Source organism: Flavobacterium potami (assembly GCF_020026915.1).
Taxonomy (GTDB): domain Bacteria; phylum Bacteroidota; class Bacteroidia; order Flavobacteriales; family Flavobacteriaceae; genus Flavobacterium; species Flavobacterium potami.
This window is the reverse complement of the sequence record NZ_JAINUY010000002.1, coordinates 688718-708107: the sequence shown is the minus strand read 5'-3', so window position 1 is coordinate 708107 and position 19390 is coordinate 688718. Positions and strand designations below refer to the sequence as shown.

The window sequence follows — 19390 nt, the reverse complement described above, 5'->3', positions numbered from 1 at the left end:
TCATTTCATAAACTACCTATAAAAAATACTCACAAATATTTAGTGTAAAAACAACACTTATTATTCTAAAAATCAAAGCTTTAAATCATAAATAATTGACAAATTAATTTGAAATTATTTTTATTCTTTTACATTTGTGCAATCGATTACATTAAACTATTAAACCACAAAAAACCACACTTAAATGAAAACAAAACTTATTACACTGGTGCTACTTCTGTCCTGTTCCTTTTTGTCTGCTCAAAATTATTTTATGAGTACACCCGAAGGATTTGGAGCTTCTGCCACTGGCGGAGGAAGCGCAACACCAGTAACAGTATTTACTCTAGCCGAGTTAACTACAAAATTAAAATTAACTACTCCGCAAGTTATCTTAGTTTCGGGAACTATAAACTGCACTTATACAAGTTTGCAGGTCAATGACAAAACTATTATTGGTCTTCCAGGAGCGCGATTAGTAAATCTTGATCAAACTGCTTCAGGTTCTGGAATTTTAAATTTAAAACCTGGATCTAACAATATTATTATTAGAAATCTAATTTTTGAAGGACCCGGTGCGTACGATGTTGACGGTCGCGACAATTTAACTTCTGAAGCTACTAACATTTGGGTTGATCATTGCGAATTTCAAGATGGAATGGATGGTAATTTTGACAACAAAGGTGCGGCAGATAATGTAACGGTATCTTGGTGTAAATTTATTTATCTAAAAGCACCAAAAGCCGGAGGATCTGGAGGAGCCGATGATCATCGTTTTTCTGATTTAGTAGGTTCTTCTAAAACCGATGCTCCTTCTGATGGCCATTATAGTATTACTTTTAAAAATTGTTATTGGGCAGAAGGATGTAAAGAAAGAATGCCTAGAGCCAGAAATGCCGAACTTCATATTTTAAACTGTTATTATAATACTTCTGTTTCGGGTTCATTAGCAATCGGCTTAGGCGGAGGAAGCAACAATACAACTTGTTATGTTGAAGGAACTGATTTTGCTAAAATTGGAACCGCTTTTAAAAACTATGTGAGCACCGATGGGGGTACAATTGGAATTGCTTTTACAGATTGCTTAAATGCCCCTGTAAGTTCAGGAACCACGGTAACAAAGCCTTCTTATACCTATAGCGTTTTACCAATTGCTAATGTAGCCGGATATATTTCGAACGCTACTTGTGGCGCTGGGGCAACGCTTCAGGTTACAGCTCAAGGCGCTGTATCTACAAGCTGTAATAATCTAGGATTAAATGATAACACAAAGAATAATTTAGATTTAAAATATTATCCTTCAGTCATTAATCGCCTTTTAAATATTGATTTTTCAAGTTCAGATAACGGTTTAGCTGAAGTGAATTTATTTTCTTCAAATGGATCAAAAGTATATTCGCATTCTAAAAAGGTTACTCCTGATGAAAAGCTAGAATTGAATGTTGGAAATCTTGCAAAAGGCATTTATATCTGTAAAGTTCAAATAGAAAATAAAAGCAAGACATTTAAATTGGTTAAAAACTAAATTTTACTTCATAAAAAAAGGTCATTGAAATAAATCAATGACCTTTTACTTTTTACAGCTTACTTTTTACATTTTGCAAAAATTAGAAAGCAGCTTTCATTTTATCTTTAATTGCATCTAAGCATAAATTGTTGATACTACCTTCATGCGTGTGTTTTGTCTCTTTTGGAGATTTGTATGTTCCTGCTTCCAATTGTTCTGCAACGGCTTTGTAAGCATCTCTAAATGGCATTCCTGCAACCACCATTTCGTTTAAAGTATCAACCGTAAATAAGTAATCGTATTTTTTATCTTCTAAAATATGATCTTTTACTGTGATGTCTTTTATTGAGAAAATCGCAATATCCAAACAAGCTTTCAGGTTTTGAATCGCTGGAAACAAACCTTCTTTTAAGAGCTGTAAATCTCTATGGTAACCGCTTGGAAGATTATTTGTAATTAAAGTGATTTCGTATGGAAGTGCCTGAATCTTATTGCATTTTCCTCTGATTAATTCGAAAACATCTGGATTTTTCTTGTGAGGCATAATGCTCGAACCTGTTGTAAGATGCGCTGGAAGTCCGATAAAATCGAAATTCTGGCTCATATACAAACAAACGTCCATAGCAAATTTTGACAATGTTCCTGCAACGCTAGTCATCGCAAAAGCAACTGTTTTTTCTGCTTTTCCACGGCTCATTTGTGCTGCAACGGCATTGTATTTCAAAGTTTCGAAACCTAATTCCTGAGTCGTAAATGTTCTGTTGATTGGAAATGAACTTCCATAACCCGCAGCAGATCCTAACGGATTTTGATCTACAATTTTTGAAGCTGCGTTCAACATTGTAATATCGTCGATAAAACTTTCAGCATAAGCCGAAAACCACATCCCGAACGAAGAAGGCATTGCAATTTGCAAATGCGTATATCCTGGCAATAATACATTTTGATGTTTTTCTGCTGATTCCATCAACAAATCAAAAAGTGTTTTTACCTGCTCCTTTATTGCTTTTAATTCGTCTTTTAAATACAAATGAACATCTACTAAAACCTGATCGTTACGAGAACGTGCCGTGTGGATTTTCTTTCCTGCATCGCCCAATTTTACCGTAAGTAAATATTCGATTTTAGAGTGAACATCTTCAAAACTGTCTTCGATTTCGAAATTACCTACTACGATATCCGCAATAATTTCGTTTAAAGCATCAACTAAAGAAGTGGTTTCTTCTGAAGTCAATAAACCAATTTGCCCAAGCATTTTAGTGTGTGCAATTGAACCTAAAGCATCGTATTTTGCTAAAACCAAATCTAGTTCACGATCGTTTCCTACTGTGAATTGTTCGATTTGCTTATCTGTTGGTATTCCTTTTTCCCAAAGTTTCATAGGTTGTGTTTTTTTTCGCCACAAATTCACGAATTATTTTTTCAAATCTTTGCGATTATTTTTTTCGAATTAATTCGAATTAATATTTCGTTTATATAGTAAAAAAACAATTCGTGAATTCGTGGCGGTTTTTTTTCTTATAATTTAAAGAAACCGGTTAGTATTTTAATATACAAATCGACTCCTTCTACAATTTCGTTTACAAAAATAAATTCGTCTGCTGAATGTGAACGCAATGTTTCTCCAGGTCCTAATTTTAAAGATTGACAGCTTAAAACGGATTGATCTGAAAGTGTTGGCGAACCATACGTCGTTCTTCCTAAAGCAATTCCCGCTTGCACTAAACCGTGTTCGATTGGAATAGACGAAGCATTTAAATGCATAGATCTTGGTGTAACTTCAGCGTTTACATTTGCTTTTACTACTTCTAAAATCTCAGCATTTGTGTAGCAATCTGTTACACGAATGTCGACAACCAAATCACATTCTGACGGAACCACATTATGTTGTTTTCCTGCATTGATCTGCGTTACAGTCATTTTTACGGGACCTAAAACATCTGAAATTTTATCGAATTTATAGTTCTTAAACCATTCCATTACCGGAATTGATTTGTATAAAGCATTATCGTCATTTTGATGCGCGGCATGACTTGCTGTTCCTTTTACTTTTACATCCAAAACCAAAAGACCTTTTTCTGCAACCGCTAATTGCATTAAAGTGGGTTCACCTACAATGGCACAATTTAATTCTGGTAAATGTTTTAAAACGCTGTTTAAACCATTTTTCCCGCTGCTCTCTTCTTCTGCCGAAGCAACGATAACAATATTATGAGATAAGTTTTGGTTTTCGTAAAAGTGCACAAACGTTGCTAATAACGATACTAAACATCCTCCTGCATCGTTACTTCCTAATCCGAATAATTTACCATCTTTTTCAATCGCTTCAAACGGATCGTTAGTGTAAGCTTGATTCGGTCTTACGGTATCGTGATGTGAGTTTAATAAAAGTGTTGGTTTCTTTTCGTCGAAATATTTATTGAAAGCCCACACATTGTTATTTTCTCTTTTGAAAGGAATTTCATTCTGATTGAACCAATTTTCTATTAAAAGAGCCGTTTGATCTTCTTCGCTTGAAAATGAAGGGGTTTCAATAAGGCTTTTTAATAAACTAATTGCTTCCTGGGTAAGCGTATCTATATTTTTCATTTTAATAAGTTTCAAAGGCTCAAAGAGACAAAGCATCAAATTTTTCGAGCTTTCCTATGACCATTTTTACTTGCGCAAATTTATTTAAAATACCTTGTGCGCTCTATTTTTTTGCCACTAATTAAACGACTTTTCGCAAATTGTTTTTTTGTCTTAGATTTAAAATCAAAATAACTTTTTAATATACAACTAAGATTATTTTCTCTTTTAATAGAGGAAATTAGCGTCAATTTGTGGCAACATTTTTTATAAGGTAATCGTTGTATGCGGAACATCTCCATTTTGAAGCATTTTGTGATGCCCAATTTTGATTTTCTGCACACCTCGTGACAAACTATTGAAACAGTTATCCAATTTCGGAATCATTCCAGAATGGATTACTTTTTCTTCTTTTAGTTTATTATATAAAACTTCGTTGATTTCTGTAATTACAGATGAATCGTCTTCTGAATCCATTAAAACTCCTTGTTTTTCAAAACAGTATGTCAGCGTAACATCAAAAACTTCAGACAAAGCAATTGACAATTCACTTGCAATAGTATCGGCATTTGTGTTTAATAATTGTCCGTTTTTATCGTGCGTAATCGCACAAAAAACGGGTACAATTCCGGCTTCTAATAAAGTTGCAAGTAATTTGGTATTGACTTGTTTTACATCGCCTACAAATCCGTAATCAATTGTTGGATGATTTCTTTTTGTTGACTGAATTAAATTTCCATCAGCTCCAGAAAAACCAACTGCATTATTGTCTTTTGCTTGCAATTGCGCCACAATGTGTTTGTTGATCTGACCTGCATAAATCATTACCACAACATCCAACATTGGAGCATCTGTAATTCGGCGTCCGTCAATCATCTGCGGAACCAAACCAATACTCTGCGCCATTTTCGTAGCCGATTTTCCACCGCCGTGAACTAAAACTTTATGTCCTTCAATTTTAGAAAAATCAGTTAAAAATTGTTCTAATTCTGCCGGATTGTCAATGATGTTTCCACCAATTTTGATTATGCTTGCCTTCATAAGATGCTAAGGTTCTGAGATTCTAAGATGCTAAGTTTTTTTTTAGTGCAAAGTTTCTTAGCATCTTAGTAGCTTAGAATCTTAGCAACTTTAAAAAAATTATATTTTTTTAAGAATCTTCTGCAATACTAATTGTGCAGAATACGTTCTATTATTTGCTTGTTCGATTACGATTGAATTTTCTCCGTCTAAAACTTCATCCGTCACAATTACATTACGACGAACAGGAAGACAGTGCATAAATTTTCCATTATTAGTCAAAGCCATTTTTTCAGCTGTAACGGTCCAGTTTGGATCGCTGTTGGTTACTTTTCCGTAATCATTGAAATTACTCCAGTTTTTTACGTAAACGAAATCAGCATTTTCGAAAGCTTTATCTTGATCATACTCAATTTTGCAGTCTTTTGTAATTTCTGGACTAAGTTCATAACCTTCTGGGTGTGTGATTACAAAATCCATATCTTTTTGCATTTGCATCATTTCTACAAATGAATTGGCAACTGCTTGTGGTAAAGCTTTTGGATGCGGTGCCCAAGAAAGCACTACTTTTTGTCTGTTTTTATGTCTTGGTTTGAATTCTTCCATCGTAATCGCATCTGCTAATGATTGCAATGGGTGACGTATAGCACTTTCCATGTTTACGATTGGCACTGTAGCGTATTTCAAAAATCCTGAAATTACTGTCTCAGCATAATCTTTTTCTTTGTCAACCAATCCTGCAAACGCACGAATTGCAATGATATCACAATACTGTGAAACTACTTCTGCAGCTTCTTTAATATGTTCTGAAGCTCCAGAATTCATTACTGCTCCGTCTTCAAATTCCAATGTCCATCCTTCGCTAGTAAAATTCATTACCATTACGTTCATTCCTAAGTTCATAGCCGCTTTTTGAGTACTCAAACGCGTTCTTAAACTTGGGTTGAAGAATAACATTCCTAAAGTTTTATTCTTACCTAAACTTTGATTTTTAAGCGGATTCTTTTTGATTTTGATCGCTTGGTTTACCCATTTTGATAATGAGTTGATTTCTTTTATTGAGATATAGTTCATGTTTTTTTTAATTAGAAAATTTGATAATTTGATAATTAGATAATTGTGACATTTTCTAATTATCTAATTGACTCATTAAATTATTTTAGTAAATGGAATTTCATCTTTCAGTGCCCGCAGAATAAAATTGTCATTCAATCCGTTGACAATCCAAGTTTCTATATTCGCTGCTTTTGCAATTCCTGCTGCTTCGATTTTGGACTGCATTCCTCCTGTTCCGTGCGATGATTTTGAATCTCCGATTTCTTTTTCGAGCGATTTTAAATCATTTACCAATTTTATGGTTTCCGGAACTTCATTTTGAAAAGTCTCTTTCGTGTAAATTCCGTTTGTATTGGTTGCAATAATCAGAATATCAACATTTAAAAGAACCGCTGTTAAAGCCGCTAATTTGTCGTTATCTCCAAACCGAATCTCATCTGTTGCCACGGTATCATTTTCATTGATAATCGGAATGTAATTGTTTTTAACCAATACATTAATGGTATTTACAATGTTCTTTTTGGTTTGCTCTTTTTCAAAATCAGAATAAGAAAGTAAACACTGCGAAGTATTTAATCCTAAATCCTTAAAATTCTCATTGTAAATCCGCATTAAATGAGGTTGTCCGATAGAAGCTAAAGCCTGTTTTACAAAAACATCTTTATCTTGATTATCCAGCTTTACAAATTGCTTTGCCGCTGCAATTGCTCCAGAACTTACGATGATAAATTCGTATTCGTCGTTTAAAGCTGCAATCTGCACTCCAAGATCTTCAATCTTTCCCCGCGAAATATGATTGGTTTCTTTGGTTAAAGTATTACTTCCTATTTTTAATAAAATTCTCTTTTTTGCCATTTCTTTTAAAAGATACTAAGGTTCTAAGATGCTGAGATTCTAAGTTTTTTTTTAGAATTTTCTAATTATCTAATTGCCTCAATTTTCTAATTATCTAATTGCCTCAATTTTCAAATTATCTCAATTACCTAATTTGCCCCTCTCCATAAACATACCATTTATTAGTTACCAAATGCTGTAAACCAATTGGTCCTCTTTGATGCAGTTTATCAGTACTTATTGCTAATTCTCCGCCAAGACCGAATTGTCCGCCGTCTGTGAATCTTGTTGATGCATTTTGGTAAACCGCTGCTGCGTCTATCGATTCCATAAACTGTTGTGCAACTTCGTTATCTCTTGTAATAATTGCTGCTGAATGTCCGCCGCAGTATTTATTAATCATATCAATGGCATGATCCTGAGAATCGATGGTTCCGACTACGATTTTATAATCCAAAAACTCTTCGTACCAAATATCTTCGTTTTGAATGGTTTTCGTATTCTCGAAATTTTCTAATGATTTGTCGACAATTACTTCCACTTTTGATTCAATCAAAGCCTCGATCAACATCGCCGTAAAACCTTCAAAATTTGGAAGTTTCGAACTGATCAAAACTTTATCTAAAGCATTACAAGCCGAAATTTTAGCAGTTTTAGCATTTAAAATTACTTTTAAAGCTAAATCTGTGTCAGCATCTTGATGAACGTAAACAAAATTATTTCCGCGTCCGCTTACAATTACTGGGCAAGTCGCGTGTGCTTTTACAAACTCAATTAATTTTTCTCCTCCTCTCGGAACAATTAAATCTACTTTTTGAGTTGGTTTTTCTAAAAATGCTTGGGTTTCGGTTCTGTTATAATTCAGATATTCTACCCAGTCTTTAGAAACTCCATTTTCCTCTAAAGCTTTATGCCAAAGACTTACAATCTTTAAATTTGATTTTAGAGATTCTTTTCCGCCTTTTAATAAAATCTTATTTCCGGATTTAAAAGCAATTCCGCCTGCTTCGATTGTAACATCTGGACGAGATTCGTAAATAATCAAAATGGTTCCGAACGCTGCGGTTTTATTGACCACTTTAATTCCATTATCATGAGTAAAATGAAAACGCTCAATGCCAATAGGATCTTCCTGAGAAGCAAGTTGATTAAGTGACAAAATCATTTCATCAACTTTTTTATCATCTACTTTCAGACGTTCCTCCATCGCTAAATCCGAACCGTCGTAATCGCTTAAATCTTCCTGATTGGTCAAAATAATCTGATTCCGCTCCTGTTCGACCAGCTTTGCCATAGTCCGCAAAACCGCATTGCGTGTTTCTATTGATAATGGTTTCATAATTTCAAGTGGGTTGGTTGTTTTTTGGTTGTTTCTTTTTATCGAAACTTTATTTTAAACCTGACGGGTTTTGAAAACCCGTCAGGTTTAACTAATGAGAATTAGTTTTTTAATTCTTCTAAACTTTCTTTTAAAGCTTTTACAAACGTATCAATATCTGCTTTTTTCACAGTTAAAGGCGGTAAAATTCTTAATAGATTTTTATTGTTTGCGCTTCCTGTAAAAATGTGTTTTTCGATAATTAATTTCTTTCTTAAAGCCGCTACATCAAAATCAAACTCTACTCCAAGCATTAAGCCTTTTCCTTTTACTTGTTTGATTCCGTCAACTTCTTTGATTTTTTCTAAGAAATATTCGTAAACTTCATTTACATTCTTTTGTAAATCAAGCTTTTCAATGACATCTAAAACTGCAATTCCTGCTGCACAAGACAAGTGGCTTCCACCGAAAGTAGTTCCTAATAATCCGAAACTTGCTTCGAATTTTGGAGAAATTAAAATGGCTCCAACTGGAAAACCGTTCCCCATTCCTTTTGCAACTGAAATAATATCAGCATTGATTTCGTGGTGTTGGAAAGCGAAGAATTTCCCGCTTCTTCCGTATCCTGACTGTACTTCGTCTAAGATTAAAACCACATCGTGTTTTTTACATGCTTTTTCTAAAGCCTGAAAAAACTCCGTTGTTCCTTGGTCCAAACCTCCAACTCCTTGAATCCCTTCGATAATTACCGCCGTAACATCTCCTTTTGCTAATTCAGCTTCAACCAATTCGATTTGGTTTAAAGGTAAAAATGTAACTTCTTGCTGAGCGTTTATTGGCGCAACAATCTTTTTGTTATCTGTAACGGCAACAGCTGCAGAAGTTCTTCCGTGGAAAGAATTATGAAAAGCAACAACTCTTGATTTTCCGTTATGGAAAGAAGCTAATTTTAAAGCATTTTCGTTTGCTTCAGCTCCAGAACTGCATAAAAACAATTCATAATCTTCTAATCCTGAAAGTTTTCCTAATTTCTGTGCCAATTCAACCTGCAAAGGATTCTGAATCGCATTTGAATAAAAACCTAAATGATCAATTTGATTTTTAAGTTTTGCTACATAATCCGGCTGAGTGTGTCCGATAGAAATCACACCATGTCCGCTGTATAAATCTAAATATTCTACTCCTTTATCGTCGATGATTGTACAATCAATAGCTTTTACTGGAGTGATATCGTATAATGGGTAAACGTTGAATAAGTTCATTTTGTTTTGTTTATTTTGTTTCAGGTTTCATGTTTCAAGTTATCTGCAGAACTTGAAACTTTGAACTTGAAACTGATTTGAGTTTCAGGTTTCATGTTTCAGGTTACACATAGAACGTGAAACTTGAAACTTAAAACCTGAAACAAATTTTTCCTAAAATCCGCTTGGTTTCAAATGTAAACCTGTGGTTTCTTCTAATCCGAACATTAAATTCATGTTCTGGATCGCTTGTCCTGAAGCACCCTTGGTTAAGTTATCTATAATTGATGTTATGAGAACCCGGTTTCCTTTTTTCAATAAACTAATGATGCATTTATTTGTTTGAACCACTTGTTTCATGTTGATGTTGGCTGTTGTAACCGTTACGAAAGGTTCATTTTTATAGAACTCTTCATACTTTTCAACTAATTGCTCCAAACTGTCATCGCATAATGTGTAAAGCGTTGCAAAAATTCCTCTTGGAAAATCCCCTCTGTTCGGAATAAAAAGCAATTCACTGTCAAAATCATCTTGCAGCTGAACCAAACTTTCTGAAATTTCACCTAAATGTTGGTGTTCAAAAGCTTTGTAATGAGACATATTATTGTTTCTCCAGCTGAAATGAGAAGTTTCTGAAAGACTTACTCCTGCTCCTGTACTTCCCGTTGTTGCATTAATATGAACATCATTATTCAATAAATTATGTTCTGCTAAAGGCAATAAAGCCAACTGAATAGCCGTTGCAAAACAACCTGGATTGGCAATATAATTTGCTTTTTTGATTTCAGCTTTATTGATTTCTGGCAATCCGTAAACAAAATCTTTTCCTTCGAAATGCGCATTCTTATTCAATCTGAAATCATTTCCTAAATCGATGATTTTAGTATGACTTGCAAACTGATTTTCTTTCAAAAATGAAATCGATTTTCCGTGACCTAAACACAAGAAAACAACATTCACATTCGGATTGATTTCAGCTGTGAAATTCATTTCAATATCGCCCATCAAATCGTGGTGCGCTACAGAAAGAGGTTTTCCAGCGTTTGTTGTACTGTAAACAAAATCGATATTTACTTTTGGATGATACATTAAAATTCTAATGAGTTCTCCGGCTGTGTAGCCCGAACCACCAATAATTCCGACATTAATCATGGTCTAATTTGTTTACAGATGAGAAAATATTTTGAGCATTTCCTAAAATCTTAATAAATCCTTTTGCATCTTCAGATGTCCAAGCATTGTTCATTTCGCCATACTGACCGAAACCAGTGTTCATCAAATCATTTTCAGATTCGATTCCGTCAAGTGAGAAGTGATATGGTTTTAATGAAACAGTTACTGTTCCATTTACTGTTTTTTGAGTGTCTTGCAAGAAAGTTTCGATGTTTCTCATTACAGGATCTAAAAACTGACCTTCGTGAAACAACATTCCGTACCAGTTTCCTAACTGCTCTTTCCAGTATTGTTGCCATTTTCCTAAAGTATGTTTCTCTAATAAATGGTGTGCTTTGATGATAATTAACGGAGCAGCAGCTTCAAAACCAACTCTTCCTTTAATTCCGATGATAGTGTCTCCAACGTGGATATCTCTTCCAATTGCGTAAGCGTTTGCTAATTTTTCAAGCGCTACAATATTGTTTGAAGGTTTATCTGTTTTTCCGTTTAAACCAACTAATTCTCCTTGCTCAAAATGAAGCGTAACTTTTTCTTCTCCATCTTTTTGTAATTGCGAAGGATAAGCTTCACTTGGTAATGGCTGTCCTGAAGTTAAAGTTTCTTTTCCTCCAACACTTGTTCCCCAAAGTCCTTTATTGATAGAATATTGTGCTTTTTCCCAAGAATAGTGAACTCCATTTTGAGATAAGTAATCAACTTCTTCTTGTCTTGAAAGTTTTAAATCTCTAATTGGTGTAATGATTTCGATTTCCGGAGCGATCGTTTGAAAAATCAAATCAAAACGAATTTGGTCATTTCCTGCACCAGTACTTCCGTGTGCGATTGCGCTTGCTCCTACTTTTTTAGCATATTTAATTGCTTCAATAGCTTGAAAAACACGCTCTGCACTTACTGATAATGGATAAGTATTGTTTTTTAATACGTTTCCGAAAATCAAATATTTAATAGCTTTATCATAATATTTGTCTACGATTGTTAGGTTTGCGTGTTGTGCACTTCCCAATTCATAAGCTCTTTTTTCAATAGCTGTTAATTCTTCAGCAGAAAATCCTCCTGTGTCAACAAGAACAGTGTGAACTTCGTATCCTTTTTCATTTTTTAAATATTTCAAACAATACGAGGTATCTAATCCTCCGCTATAAGCTAATACTACTTTTTTCATTTTTTATAATTTAGGCTAATACTTTCGTATGTAGCAGTTTGAGATTTTTTCTATTTTAATTTATTAAACAAAAAATGACAATATTTTATTTAAAAATAAAGCCTGTTTGATTTTTTTCAATCTGCTTAAAACAGCCTCGTTAAAAGGATGTCTCGGCGGATTTTTTTGTTTTTCTTTTGGGTCGTACAACATTCCAGTACAAAGACACATTTTGTTTTCTTTGCTTTGTAAAATTGGGAAGTTTGTACACGTTTTACATCCAGCCCAAAAACTTGGATCAGTTGTCAATTCTGAGAAAGGAACAGGTTTATAACCTAATTCAGAGTTAATTTTCATTACCGCCAAACCAGTTGTAATTCCGAATATTTTAGCATCAGGATATCTCTTCAAAGAATAATCAAAAACTTTCGATTTGATCTTTTTTGCCAAACCTAAACTTCTGTAGTCAGGGTGTACAATTAAGCCAGAATGCGCCACGAATTTTCCATGTTCCCAGCTTTCGATATAACAAAAACCTGCAAATTTTCCATCGGCCAGAGCAATCATCGCATCACCATTCGACATTTTTTTCTGAATATACTCAGGAGTTCTTTTAGCAATCCCCGTACCTCTTAACAAGGCAGATGATTCTATCGTATCGCAGATTTCTTGTGCGAATTTGAAGTGTTCTTCCTGGGTAACAACAATAGAGATCTTCATTTCAATAATTGAAGTTAGAGTTAAAAATTAAAGCATATTGACTCGTTTGAAATCCAGAATTGAATCCAATAAAATTAAGCATAAAAGAAGTAACATTCTCAAAATCAAAACCTTGATTAAGAAAATTTACAAAATAATAAATACTTTTAGGATATGTTTGTCCAATGGACAAATTATGTGATTTCAAAATGAAAAATGGATATGAATAAATATACGGCTATAAAACTCAGTGAACTCTATATAGATAGCGTCCGTACTTCGGGAGAAGTAATCGGTGAGTTTGTCCGTGACAAAGAAGTTATATGTAAACTTATTTTATTCATCGGTGCAAAAGTACATATTTTTTTTATTTACAAAACAAAAAATTAAAATTCTAACATTTTTTTAATGTAATGTTTGTTTTGAAGGTATTAAGATTCTAAGGTGCTAAGGCTCTAAGGTTTCTCTTTTGTCCTAAAAACCGTCAATCTAAAACCTGAAACTTGGAACTTGAAACTTGGAACTTGAAACCTGAAACTTGGAACCTGAATACAAAAAAATCCCAAACCCCAACAAAAGTTGGAATTTGGAATTTTTAATATTGCAATTTAAATATTACTTCTTAGTAAACGGAATTACTTGTCCATTTCCTAAAACAATCATATCAAATCCAGTTTTAGCTTCATTAAATTTGAATTTTAAACCAGCACCTTTCGATTCAAATGTATCTTTTTCGTTTTCAACTGGTTTTACAGAAAACTTTGGAAAGTCTGTTATTTCAACATTCAAAGTACTGTTTTTCTCTGTCACTTCAATAGTTAATGGCGCTCTGTTTGTTACAAAAGTTCCTAAATAACCATCTAAGATTACATCTTTTACAACTTTACCTTTTCCTGCCGTCCAAACATTATTTGATTCATTATTATCTGGGAAAGCATGATCAGGATCTAAAGTAATACTTTCAATTTCTTCAGTAGAATTATGTTTGAAAGACCATTCATTATTTTTCTGCCAAATTTCAACAGGAAGATTAACTCTTGTTACTTTTCCGCTTTTTGTTTTCACGTCTAAAACAATCGGCATAGGCATTTTATCAAAATTTTCAACTGAAATAATTACTCCTTTTGCAGGATCATTTTTTACATATTTAATTGAATTGATTCCTTGGTCAAAACGCCAGTTGTTTACAAACCAGCTTCTCCAAAACCAACTTAAATCTTCTCCAGCAACATTTTCCATACTTCTAAAAAAGTCATCTGGTTGTGGGTGTTTGTATGCCCAACGTTGAATATACGTTCTAAATGCATTATCAAAACGCTCTTTTCCTAAAACTTGTTCTCTTAAAATAACTAAACCTGCACTTGGTTTAAAATAGCACAACATACCGATATTTGCTTCCTTCATATTATCAGGAGAACTCATAATAGTTTCTAAATCAGGTCTTGTAAATGGTTCTGCTTGCTCATGTAAATTTGTTGGCTCTTCTTTATATTCACCATTATTAAATGCAGCAGTACTTAATGAATTGATAAAAGTATTAAAACCTTCATCCATCCAACCGAATAATCTTTCGTTTGAACCCACAATCATTGGAAACCAAATGTGACCAAATTCGTGATCTGTAACTCCCCAAAGATCTTGTCCTTTAGATTTCCATCCACAGAAAACAATTCCAGGATATTCCATTCCTCCTTCATTTCCTGCTACGTTTGTAGCCGCTGGATAAGGATATTCGAACCATTGTTTAGAATAATGCTCAATTGAAGCTTTTACATATTCTGTAGAACGTCCGTAAGCGCCCTGCCCTGCACTTTCAACTGGATAAGCCGATAATGCTAATGATTTTTTGCCACTTGGAAGATTGATTTTTGCTCCGTCTAAGATAAAAGCTGGAGACGATGCCCAAGAAAAATCACGTGCATTTTTAATTTTATAATGCCAAGTTTTATCTGCTCCCGCAGTTGAAGCAGTATTAGCTTCTTGCTCAGAACGAATTGTTACCGTTTTATCACTGTTTGAAGCTTCTCTATATTTTTTCAAATGATCTGCAGAGAATACTTCCTGACCATTTACCAACTCTCCAGAAGCTACCACAAAGTGATTTCCTGGAACAGTCAATTTTACGTCAAAATCACCATATTCTAAATAAAACTCAGAAGCACCTAAATATGGAGCAGTATTCCATCCTCTTACATCATCGTACACACACATACGCGGATACCATTGTGCAATTGTAAAGATTTTTCCGTTTTTAGTTTCTAAAACTCCCATTCTATCAGATCCTTCAAAAGGTGCGATGAAAGAGAATTCTATCTTAATTTTTACAGAACCTCCTTTTGCTGCTACTTCCTGTGGAAGGAAAATCTGCATTCTTGTATCTGTAACGATATATTTTGCTTCAACTTCTGTTTTGGTTTTCCCTCCAGAAATAACTTTTACAGATTTAATTTTGTTTCCACCGTCAAAAACCTGTCCTTGAGCACCGTTACGGCTTCCTGTCAAAGGCACAACAGCGTTACCTCTAGAATCTTCTTTAAATAAATTCTGATCCAAATTCAGCCAAAGAAAACCTAATTTATCTGGACTGTTATTAGTATATGTAATTTCATCTGTACCAACAATCTCGTTTGTTGTTCCGTTTAATTTTGCCGTGATTTGATAATCTGCCCTATTCTGCCAGTACTCAACTCCTGGCTGACCACTTGCTGTACGAGTTGAAGTCCCGTTTTTTGTGTAAAAATGCGGTCCAAAGGCATCATGATAATTGTAATTATTTACTGGATTTGCTGTTGTCGCTGAAGGAGTTTGCTGCGCCCAAACTGAAGAAATCCCAAAAAATAAAGCCGCGGTTAAAATGGCTTTTGCACATTGCTTTTTCATATTTTTTAGCTGTTTATGTAGCAAATTAATGAAAAAAAAAGCTATTTAAAGAGAAAATTCAAAACATAAATTCAATTTTAGCAAAATTTTATCAATAAAATAATTTAGTCCTTTTTGTAAAAAAGTTATTTTTATAAAATATATTTACGTCAATATAAAAAACAACCACTTTAGAAAACATATTTTGAATACAACAATCTCAAATTCAACACTTACAGCTTCAATAAAACATCTTGGAGCAGAATTATATTCTTTAAAAGACAATAAAAAACAAGAATATATCTGGGAAGGAAATCCAGATTTCTGGGGGAAACATTCTCCAGTTCTTTTTCCAATTGTCGGAACATTAAAAAACAATACTTATAAAATTAATGGCAAAGAATACCAATTACCTAGACATGGTTTCGCTCGTGATATGGAATTTGAGTTAATTGAAAAAGCTGAAAACAAAGCTATTTTCTCTTTAAAATCTTCAGAAGAAACTTTAAAAAAATATCCTTTTGATTTTGAGTTACAGCTTATTTATACTTTAAACGAAAGTTCATTAGAGTTGGAATATAAAGTACTTAATAAAGGAACTGAAAAATTACCTTTTTCAATTGGTGCACATCCTGCAATTGCTTTGCCTGATCATTTCGAACAATATGCGATGAAATTCGAAAAAGAAGAAGAACTGAAATACTATTTATTGGAAAACGATCTGATTTCTTCTAAAACTAAAATTTTAGAAACAATAAATGATGAAATTCCTTTAAACTACGAGCTTTTTAAAAATGATGCTTTGATTTTTAAAACTTTAAATTCTAAATCATTGACTATATTAAAAGATTCAAAACCTTATGTTAAAGTGGATTACAACGATTTTCCAAGTTTAGGAATCTGGACAAAAGAAAATGCTCCTTTTATTTGTATTGAACCTTGGCTTGGTTATTCTGACACCGATCAAAATTCTGGAAATTTATATGAAAAAGAGGGAATTTTAATTTTAGAAGAAAATAAAAGCTTTGCGGCAAAATTCACAATTACCATACATTAATACATTTCAGATGTTAGAATTTAACTTTTCTCCTTTTCCTATTCTTGAAACAGAACGTCTATTATTAGATAGCATTTCAGAGCAAGACGTAAATGAAGTTTTTCAATTACGCTCTAATCCTGAAACGATGAAATATATTCCAAGACCATTAGTAAAAGATAACGAAGGAGCGCTGGAACATATTAGAATGATTTTGGATAAAATCACGACAAATGAAGGAATTAATTGGGCAATAAGATTTAAAAGTAGTTCTAAATTATTGGGAATCATTGGATTTTACAGGTTACAGCCAGAAAATTATCGTGCCGAAATTGGTTATATGATTTTACCCGAATTTCATGGAAAAGGTATTGTTCCGGAAGCTGTAAATCGATTGATAAAATACGGTTTTAAAGATCTAAAACTACATTCTATTGAAGCAGTAATAGCACCCGAAAACTATGCTTCGGAAAGAGTACTTCAAAAATGCGGATTTACAAAAGAAGCGCACTTTAAAGAATCTGAATTTTATGAAGGGAAATTTTTAGACAAGGTAATTTATTCATTGTTAAACAATTAAACCAATTACTCCATTCTGACAAAAAATAATCTTGTTAAAAGTAGGTTAATCAGCAATAGTAAGAACTTTGTTACGTTATATTTGTGCCGAAAATAAATTTTTACCTGCGATTACAAAATACCATGAAAAAAATACTCGCCGTTGCTGTTCTTCTTTTAGCTTCTCAATTACAAAGTCAGACTTTTGTCAAATTTAATGGTGCAACTGCTTTGCTTTTAGTTCCAAATATCGGAATTGAAACAAGTATTGGAGAAAAAACAACATTTAGTGCCGATGTTATGGCATCATTTTGGGAGTCATTTGACGGAAAACATCCTATTAAGTTCGTTACGTTTACACCTGAAATTCGTTATCATTTTAAAGAAAAATACAATGGTTTCTATGCTGGTGCACATATTGGAGCTGACAGATACCAATTACAAAAATGGAATTATTGGGACAGCAATCATTACGAAGATGGTTTTGGTTACAGAATTGGAGCTACGGTTGGCTACAACTTAAAACTAAATGACAAATTTGTACTGGACTTTTTTGTTGGTGGAGGCTGGCATCAAGGATTTTACCATGGTAAATACAATGATGGAACTCCAGGAAGATATGAAAAAACAGTCAATTGGAATAAAAGTGGCGAATGGCTTCCGTACCGTGGTGGTGTAATGATTTCTTATAAATTATAAAAAAATCAACCTAATTTAGGCAATGTTTTAATGTAAAGCTCCTCAACTTTTTTACGAGCCCAATCTGTTTTTCGTAAAAAAGTCAAACTTGACTTTACACTTGGATTTGAATTAAAACACTTTATCGGAATCAGTTCTCCTAAAGTATCAAAACCATAATAATCGACTAATGTTTCGACAATTTTTTGAAGTGTAATTCCGTGTAAAGGATCTTTGGACTGATTTTGCATTTTATATTTTTTAAATACTATCAAAAAGACCATACTCAAAAAGTATGGTCTTTCTTTTTTTGCAAAATTACTAAATTGAATTTTACATTAATCAAATAAAGAATAAATTAGAATAAGAATTTAAGTCATAGCATTAATTAAAACTGCATTAAATCACAATGCAAACTTAGCCGTAAGCTTTTCTACTATGGCTGATTAAAATCATAGATTAAAAAAAAACTTTAATTATCTTAGCCAGTATAAAGTTTTTCAATTTTGTCTTACATTTGCACTCATGTTAAAATCAGTCAATATATTAAATAAAAGAGCCCGTTTTGATTACGAAATAATCGATACCTATACTGCTGGAATTGTTCTAGCTGGTACAGAAATCAAATCAATTCGTTTAGGAAAAGCGAATATCACTGAAAGCTTTTGTGAGTTCAGTGGCATGGAGCTCTTTGCTATCAATACTTATATCGAAGAATATTCTTTTGGAAATCAGTTCAATCATAAATCAAGAAGCGAAAGAAAATTACTTCTTAATAAAAAAGAATTGAAGACACTTCATAAAAGTGTTCAGGCAAAAGGACTTACCATTATTCCTTTAAAATTATTTACAAATGAAAAAGGTCTTGCTAAATTGCAAATCGGACTTTGTAAAGGAAAGAAAAACTACGACAAACGTGAATCTTTAAAAGAACAGGACACAAAACGCGATCTCGACAGAATTAAAAAAGCATACAATTAAAGCGTATTTTAATTTATTAAAAATGATGCTTTTATGAAATTTTATTGTTATTTTTACTACAAATAATATAACCATAAAATATGAAAAAGCATCTAATTCTGCTGATTACTATCCTTTTATTCTCAGGATGTGGCAGTAACACTTCAATTGTAAACAGCTGGAGAGATCCCGATGTCACGATTACTCAGGAACATTTTAAAAAAGTTTTAGTTGTAGCTTTGGTTAAAGATGAAGCTTCGAGAAGAATAACCGAAAACAGAATTGCGACAAACAATCCGATATTCAAGACTTCGTATCAATACTTAAATGCGTCTTCTAACCTAACAAAGGAACAAAAATTAAAGATTTTGCAAGATGAAAACTTTGACGGTGTTATCAGTATGCGTTTAGTTAGTAAAGAAAAAGAAACATCTTATGTTCCCGGCACTTACACAGGAATGTATTATGGAGGTTTTGATGGACTTTACTCGGGAATGTATGGCTACGGATTCGGAAATTGGTACGGAATGTACTCACCAAACTTCTACGATCCAGGATACTACCAAGAAACTACATCTTATATGGTAGAAACCAACGTATTTTCATTAAAACAAAACAAACTAATCTGGACAGGAACAACAGAATCTCAATATGTTACAGACTTAGGGCAAACTGTAGACGCCATAATGCAAGCAGTTGTAAAAGAAATGAGAAAAGACGGTTCGCTTCCTCCAAAATAAAAAATCTAAAAGCAGTATTT

19 protein-coding genes are annotated in these 19390 nt (G+C 33.3%); 7 read left to right on the top strand and 12 right to left on the bottom strand.

What is annotated here, in order from left to right; all coding sequences use genetic code 11:
* Positions 1 to 184 precede the first annotated feature (184 nt).
* Positions 185 to 1504 carry a T9SS type A sorting domain-containing protein gene (locus tag K6T82_RS08950; RefSeq protein WP_223705585.1) on the top strand — a complete coding sequence of 440 codons (1320 nt, stop codon included), beginning with the start codon at positions 185 to 187 and terminating at the stop codon, positions 1502 to 1504.
* Between the two features lie 82 nt (positions 1505 to 1586).
* Here the strand turns inward: K6T82_RS08950 and argH are convergent, their stop codons facing one another.
* From argH to K6T82_RS08900, 10 genes are all read right to left on the bottom strand, one after another.
* On the bottom strand, positions 1587 to 2867 hold the full coding sequence (gene argH, locus K6T82_RS08945) for an argininosuccinate lyase (protein ID WP_223705584.1): 1281 nt from the start codon (positions 2865 to 2867) through the stop codon (positions 1587 to 1589).
* 137 nt (positions 2868 to 3004) lie between these two features.
* Entirely contained in the window at positions 3005 to 4075 is a 1071-nt protein-coding gene (locus K6T82_RS08940) for a M20 family metallo-hydrolase (protein ID WP_223705583.1), read from the bottom strand.
* Positions 4076 to 4321: 246 nt separating this feature from the next.
* Positions 4322 to 5095 carry an acetylglutamate kinase gene (gene argB / locus K6T82_RS08935; RefSeq protein ID WP_223705582.1) on the bottom strand — a complete coding sequence of 258 codons (774 nt, stop codon included), beginning with the start codon at positions 5093 to 5095 and terminating at the stop codon, positions 4322 to 4324.
* Between the two features lie 99 nt (positions 5096 to 5194).
* Positions 5195 to 6148 (bottom strand): N-acetylornithine carbamoyltransferase, encoded by a 954-nt coding sequence (locus K6T82_RS08930; RefSeq protein ID WP_223705581.1) that lies wholly within the window; start codon positions 6146 to 6148, stop codon positions 5195 to 5197.
* Positions 6149 to 6223: 75 nt separating this feature from the next.
* A complete protein-coding gene (proB, locus tag K6T82_RS08925) occupies positions 6224 to 6985 on the bottom strand; it encodes a glutamate 5-kinase (protein ID WP_223705580.1) in 762 nt (253 codons plus the stop codon).
* Positions 6986 to 7109: 124 nt separating this feature from the next.
* Positions 7110 to 8303: a glutamate-5-semialdehyde dehydrogenase gene (locus K6T82_RS08920; RefSeq protein WP_420828327.1), complete on the bottom strand. Its 1194-nt coding sequence runs from the start codon at positions 8301 to 8303 to the stop codon at positions 7110 to 7112.
* A gap of 101 nt (positions 8304 to 8404) precedes the next feature.
* Complete coding sequence (locus K6T82_RS08915) at positions 8405 to 9544, bottom strand: aspartate aminotransferase family protein (RefSeq protein WP_223705579.1); 1140 nt, start codon at positions 9542 to 9544, stop codon at positions 8405 to 8407.
* A 153-nt stretch (positions 9545 to 9697) separates the two neighbouring features.
* Positions 9698 to 10675, bottom strand: coding sequence for an N-acetyl-gamma-glutamyl-phosphate reductase (argC, locus tag K6T82_RS08910; protein ID WP_223705578.1), 978 nt, complete (start codon positions 10673 to 10675; stop codon positions 9698 to 9700).
* Positions 10668 to 11861 carry an argininosuccinate synthase gene (locus K6T82_RS08905; protein WP_223705577.1) on the bottom strand — a complete coding sequence of 398 codons (1194 nt, stop codon included), beginning with the start codon at positions 11859 to 11861 and terminating at the stop codon, positions 10668 to 10670. Before K6T82_RS08905 ends, argC begins: the two co-directional genes overlap by 8 nt.
* 63 nt (positions 11862 to 11924) lie before the next feature.
* A complete protein-coding gene (locus K6T82_RS08900) occupies positions 11925 to 12560 on the bottom strand; it encodes a GNAT family N-acetyltransferase (RefSeq protein WP_223705576.1) in 636 nt (211 codons plus the stop codon).
* Between the two features lie 201 nt (positions 12561 to 12761).
* Here K6T82_RS08900 and K6T82_RS08895 point away from each other — a divergent pair, with 201 nt between their 5' ends.
* Complete coding sequence (locus K6T82_RS08895; protein ID WP_223705575.1) at positions 12762 to 12929, top strand: hypothetical protein; 168 nt, start codon at positions 12762 to 12764, stop codon at positions 12927 to 12929.
* Positions 12930 to 13154: 225 nt separating this feature from the next.
* Here K6T82_RS08895 and K6T82_RS08890 read toward each other — a convergent pair whose 3' ends face one another.
* Positions 13155 to 15419, bottom strand: coding sequence for a M1 family metallopeptidase (locus K6T82_RS08890; RefSeq protein ID WP_223705574.1), 2265 nt, complete (start codon positions 15417 to 15419; stop codon positions 13155 to 13157).
* Positions 15420 to 15603: 184 nt separating this feature from the next.
* Between K6T82_RS08890 and K6T82_RS08885 the strand changes: the two genes are divergently transcribed.
* From K6T82_RS08885 to K6T82_RS08875, 3 genes are all read left to right on the top strand, one after another.
* Complete coding sequence (locus tag K6T82_RS08885) at positions 15604 to 16455, top strand: aldose 1-epimerase family protein (protein WP_223705573.1); 852 nt, start codon at positions 15604 to 15606, stop codon at positions 16453 to 16455.
* Positions 16456 to 16465: 10 nt separating this feature from the next.
* Positions 16466 to 17014 (top strand): GNAT family N-acetyltransferase, encoded by a 549-nt coding sequence (locus K6T82_RS08880; protein WP_223705572.1) that lies wholly within the window; start codon positions 16466 to 16468, stop codon positions 17012 to 17014.
* Positions 17015 to 17136: 122 nt separating this feature from the next.
* On the top strand, positions 17137 to 17691 hold the full coding sequence (locus tag K6T82_RS08875) for a DUF3575 domain-containing protein (protein ID WP_223705571.1): 555 nt from the start codon (positions 17137 to 17139) through the stop codon (positions 17689 to 17691).
* Between the two features lie 5 nt (positions 17692 to 17696).
* Here K6T82_RS08875 and K6T82_RS08870 read toward each other — a convergent pair whose 3' ends face one another.
* Positions 17697 to 17921, bottom strand: a complete 225-nt coding sequence (locus tag K6T82_RS08870; RefSeq protein ID WP_223705570.1) for a VF530 family protein — start codon at positions 17919 to 17921, stop codon at positions 17697 to 17699.
* A 274-nt stretch (positions 17922 to 18195) separates the two neighbouring features.
* Between K6T82_RS08870 and smpB the strand changes: the two genes are divergently transcribed.
* Both smpB and K6T82_RS08860 read left to right on the top strand, forming a co-directional pair.
* Positions 18196 to 18651, top strand: a complete 456-nt coding sequence (gene smpB, locus K6T82_RS08865; protein WP_223705569.1) for an SsrA-binding protein SmpB — start codon at positions 18196 to 18198, stop codon at positions 18649 to 18651.
* 80 nt (positions 18652 to 18731) lie between these two features.
* On the top strand, positions 18732 to 19370 hold the full coding sequence (locus tag K6T82_RS08860) for a hypothetical protein (protein WP_223705568.1): 639 nt from the start codon (positions 18732 to 18734) through the stop codon (positions 19368 to 19370).
* The last annotated feature ends 20 nt before the right edge of the window (positions 19371 to 19390 follow it).